Here is a 3,586-nt window from a genome sequence, read left to right as displayed (position 1 = left end):
GGCCGCGCCGGGCTTCGGCCCGGGGGCGGGGGGAGCGGCTGCCCTGACGGCCCGCGGGCGCGGGCCGCGCCGGAGCGTGCCCGACGGATGTTCGACCGCGCGGGCGGCGCCTGGACGGCCGGCACCTGTCAGCACGCCGTGCATCGTGCACGGAATGTGATCATATAAGGACGATTTGTAGTGATCTGTGCGTACGAGCCGTGCGGGCGGCTGGGGCCGGCCGCACGGACGAGGCTGCGCGGGCCGCGGGCCGACGGGTCGCGCCCGGCTTCGGACGCTTTTTGATCTAGTATGACTTGTCCCGCTAATTTTATACGAAGAGTAACCGATCCGGGCGACCTTCCTCTGCCGGGAATGCCGTTTTTACAAGCAAATCTTCCTCTAACCAGCCAGCGGAACGGTTACGGACTGCGGTTCCGGGGCAGCCTGTCTGAGTGACTGATCGTAGAGAAAAGATAGCTGTTAGCAATCATCATGCTGTTCGCAGCGTGGCGCCGGTGCCGCTCGGGTGGATTTCACTTCTGGCGAGGGGAGAGATCTTACGGGAAGTAACCATGGTGACGATCAGATGACTAATTGCATTAATCAAATGTAGCTATCCTTTTCGGGTAACGTTCAGTTAGTGTGAGCACCTGCGTCACCGCAGTGGTGGGGCAGTGGTGGGAGCGATAAATGATCACCAAGTGCTCTGTTGAGGTGGACGGGGGGTGTATCGGATGAGTCGGGAGTACGCGAAGGCCGTGGGAGCTCGTCTCCGGGCCATACGGATCCAGCAGGGGTTGTCCCTGCAAGGTGTGGAGCAGAAGTCACGCGGGCGCTGGAAGACCGCGGCGGTTGGCTCCTACGAGCGTGGCGACCGGATGATCAGCGTTCACCAGCTCTCGGAACTCGCCGCGTTCTACGGCGTTCCGGTCTCGGCGCTGCTGCCGGAGGAGGAGGCGCTACCTCCTCGCGAGCACCGGCACCGCACCGTCCTCAACCTGAAGAAACTCGCTGAGGCGCCACCGGACTCGTCCGCGCTGGTGCGCCGGTGGGTGGCGCAGATACAGCGCCAGCGGGACGACTACGCCGGACAGGTCCTCTCCATCCGGGACGGCGACCTGAGGGCGTTGGCCCTTCTGCACGACACCACTCCGCAGGAGTTCTCCGAACGGCTGCGGGGGTGGGGCGTGCTGGAGACGAATTTCGGCGAGGAGGAGGTTCCCGAGTAGGGCGTTGCCGCGCCGGCCGCCCTGACTCCGCCCTGACTCCGCCCTGGACGGTGCCGGTCGTCCCCTGGGGACGGTGCCGGTCGGCTCCAGGACGGTGTCGGTTCCTGGGCAGCGTTGGTTCCTGGCGTGCCGCATGCTGGGAAGGCGCGGTGGCCAGCCACGAGAACGTGCGCGGCGGGCCAGAGGTGTGTACCGCTGCCGCCGGCATGGTCCCTGTCGCTGGCGGCGGGGGCATGTACCGGGGGGTTGTGACGCACAGCAGGTTGTGACGCGCAGCAGGAGGTGGCTGATGGCTGGCAGCAGGGTTCCCCGCCGCGGACTGGTACTGGGCGCCGGGGGGGTGCTCGGGTCGGCGTGGATGATCGGTGCCCTGAGCGCCTACGAGGAAGCGGCCGGCGTCGACGTCCGCGACATGGACATGACCGTCGGTACCTCGGCCGGAGCGGTGCTGGCGGCTCTGATCGGCCTTGGCACGAGCGTCGAAACAATGGTCAACTCCGAATACGGCGAGCCGTTGTTCGGCGATCCGGTCCTCGACTACACCCGCCTCGGTTCGGCTCTCCCGCCGCGGCCGCGGATGCGCATCGGCTCGCGTCGGCTGCTCGCCACCTCGGCCCTGCACCCACGCCGGGTGACCCCGCTGGTGGCCCTGGTCTCCCTGCTCCCGCAGGGCCGCGGGACGCTGGCCGCCGTCGGCGACCTGGTGTCCTCCGTGGGCGCCACCGTGACCACCTGGCCGACTCCCGCGCCGTTGTGGATCGTCGCGATGGACTACGACACCGGGACACGGGTCGTGTTCGGCTCGCCGGACGCGCCCCGGGCGTCGATCGCCGAGGCCGTGATGGCGTCGTGCGCGATCCCGTCATGGTACGCGCCCGTCGTTATCGACGGGCAGCCCTATGTGGACGGTGGGACGCGGTCGCCAACATCGGTGGACCTGCTCGTCGACGCCGGTCTCGACGAGGTCGTGGTGCTCGCGCCCGCCTGCTCGTTAGGCTTCGACCAGCCCCGGGGCGCGCTGGCCCGGCTCGAACGCCAGATGCGGCGGCTGGCGACCAGGGTGCTGATCCGGGAGACCGAACTGCTGCGGGCCACCGGGACGAAGGTCACGGTGATCTGCCCGGGGCCGGAGGATCTGGAGATCATCGGCGGTAACGTCATGGATCTCAGCCGCCGGCAGGAGGTTTTCCAGACCTCGCTGCGGACGAGCGCGGCGGCGCTGGCGGAGGCCGGCATCGGGACGCCGTCCACGGGCACGCCGTCCACGGCCTCACCAACGGCATCCGTGCCCACGGCCTCGTCCGGCGCCGACGGCCGTCTGGCGGCCGCTGGCTGACCCGTCCGGCCCTCGTGCGTCGGCCGTCCTGGCGGCTGGCTCCGTGTGCCCAGCGTGCGGGCCGTCGAGCGCCGCACGGCACACTGGCAGCGTGCGTGTCTACCTGCCGTCGACGCTGTCGGCCGCCCGGCGTGTCCTCGCGGACCGGGCGGTCCCGGCGGGGCTCGGCTTCGCGGTCACCCCCGCCGTCCGGGAGTGGTATGCCCACTCCGACATCGAGGAGATGGAGTACGCGCTCCTGCTCGACGCGGCCCGCGCCAGCCTGCGGCTGCTCGACGTCGACCCGGGCGCGCCCCGCCGGCGGGTGGTCCTCGCAGTGGACGTGGACGACTCCGGCCTGCGGATCCGCAACGACCTCGACCGGGGCGTCGTCGAGATCGGCGGCCCGGTGCCCCTGGCCGCCGTCGCCGCCGTCCACGTGGACGCCGTCGACGCCGTCGCCGCCGTGGCCGCCGCGGCGGAGGCGATCGTGGCGGCCGACCTCGGCAGCGATGACGCGGCGTTCGTGGTGGACACCGCCGACGGCTACGAACTGCTCTGGTACGCCACCCAGGAGCTGGCGGACCTCGTCTGACGCCTGTGGGCGGCCCGGGCACAGGCCCGGCGCCCGGCCCGGCACCCGAACCGGGACCTGACAGAGCGCGGACAACAGCGGACGGCGGCCGCCCGAGGCGCGAACATATTCCTGCGCGTCGCGGACGGCCGCGGGCCGCCTGGTCTGGGAGCGTTCCAGGAGGGGCGCCGCGGGCTGGCCGGCCCGCCCCTCGAGCGTCCCGGCGCGGTGTTTCCAATGCTCGGTTTCCAGCGCTTCGGAGGGTGGGTTGGGATGGATGCCGTCGCTGTCGTCCCGGAACCGGTCAACGAGCCGGTCCGCGCCTATGCCCCGGGCAGCCCGCAGCGCGCCAGCCTGCGGGCGGCGCTGGAGCGGCTGGCGGGGGAGCGCGCCGAACTGCCGCTGGTGATCGCCGGGAGGGAGCGCCCGGGCGCCGGCGAGCCGTTCGAGGTGGTCGCCCCGCACCGGCACGAGCTGGTGCTGGGC

3 protein-coding genes and 1 pseudogene are annotated in these 3,586 nt (G+C 70.9%); all 4 read left to right on the top strand.

Features of this window, described 5'->3' with window-relative positions; all coding sequences use genetic code 11:
• Positions 1-716 precede the first annotated feature (716 nt).
• Positions 717-1,211, top strand: a complete 495-nt coding sequence (locus tag NBW84_RS23310; protein ID WP_250287418.1) for a transcriptional regulator — start codon at positions 717-719, stop codon at positions 1,209-1,211.
• 289 nt (positions 1,212-1,500) lie between these two features.
• Positions 1,501-2,547, top strand: coding sequence for a patatin-like phospholipase family protein (locus NBW84_RS23305; RefSeq protein ID WP_250287416.1), 1,047 nt, complete (start codon positions 1,501-1,503; stop codon positions 2,545-2,547).
• Between the two features lie 91 nt (positions 2,548-2,638).
• Entirely contained in the window at positions 2,639-3,121 is a 483-nt protein-coding gene (locus NBW84_RS23300) for a DUF6912 family protein (RefSeq protein WP_250287415.1), read from the top strand.
• A gap of 252 nt (positions 3,122-3,373) precedes the next feature.
• A pseudogene (locus tag NBW84_RS23295) lies at positions 3,374-3,586 on the top strand (L-glutamate gamma-semialdehyde dehydrogenase); the annotation flags it as partial.

Origin of the sequence: Protofrankia sp. CiP1_Cm_nod2, from assembly GCF_920664355.1 — a bacterium.
GTDB lineage: Bacteria > Actinomycetota > Actinomycetes > Frankiales > Frankiaceae > Protofrankia.
The sequence above is the reverse complement of the archived record's forward strand: the minus strand, read 5'-3'. Positions and strand labels throughout refer to the sequence as shown.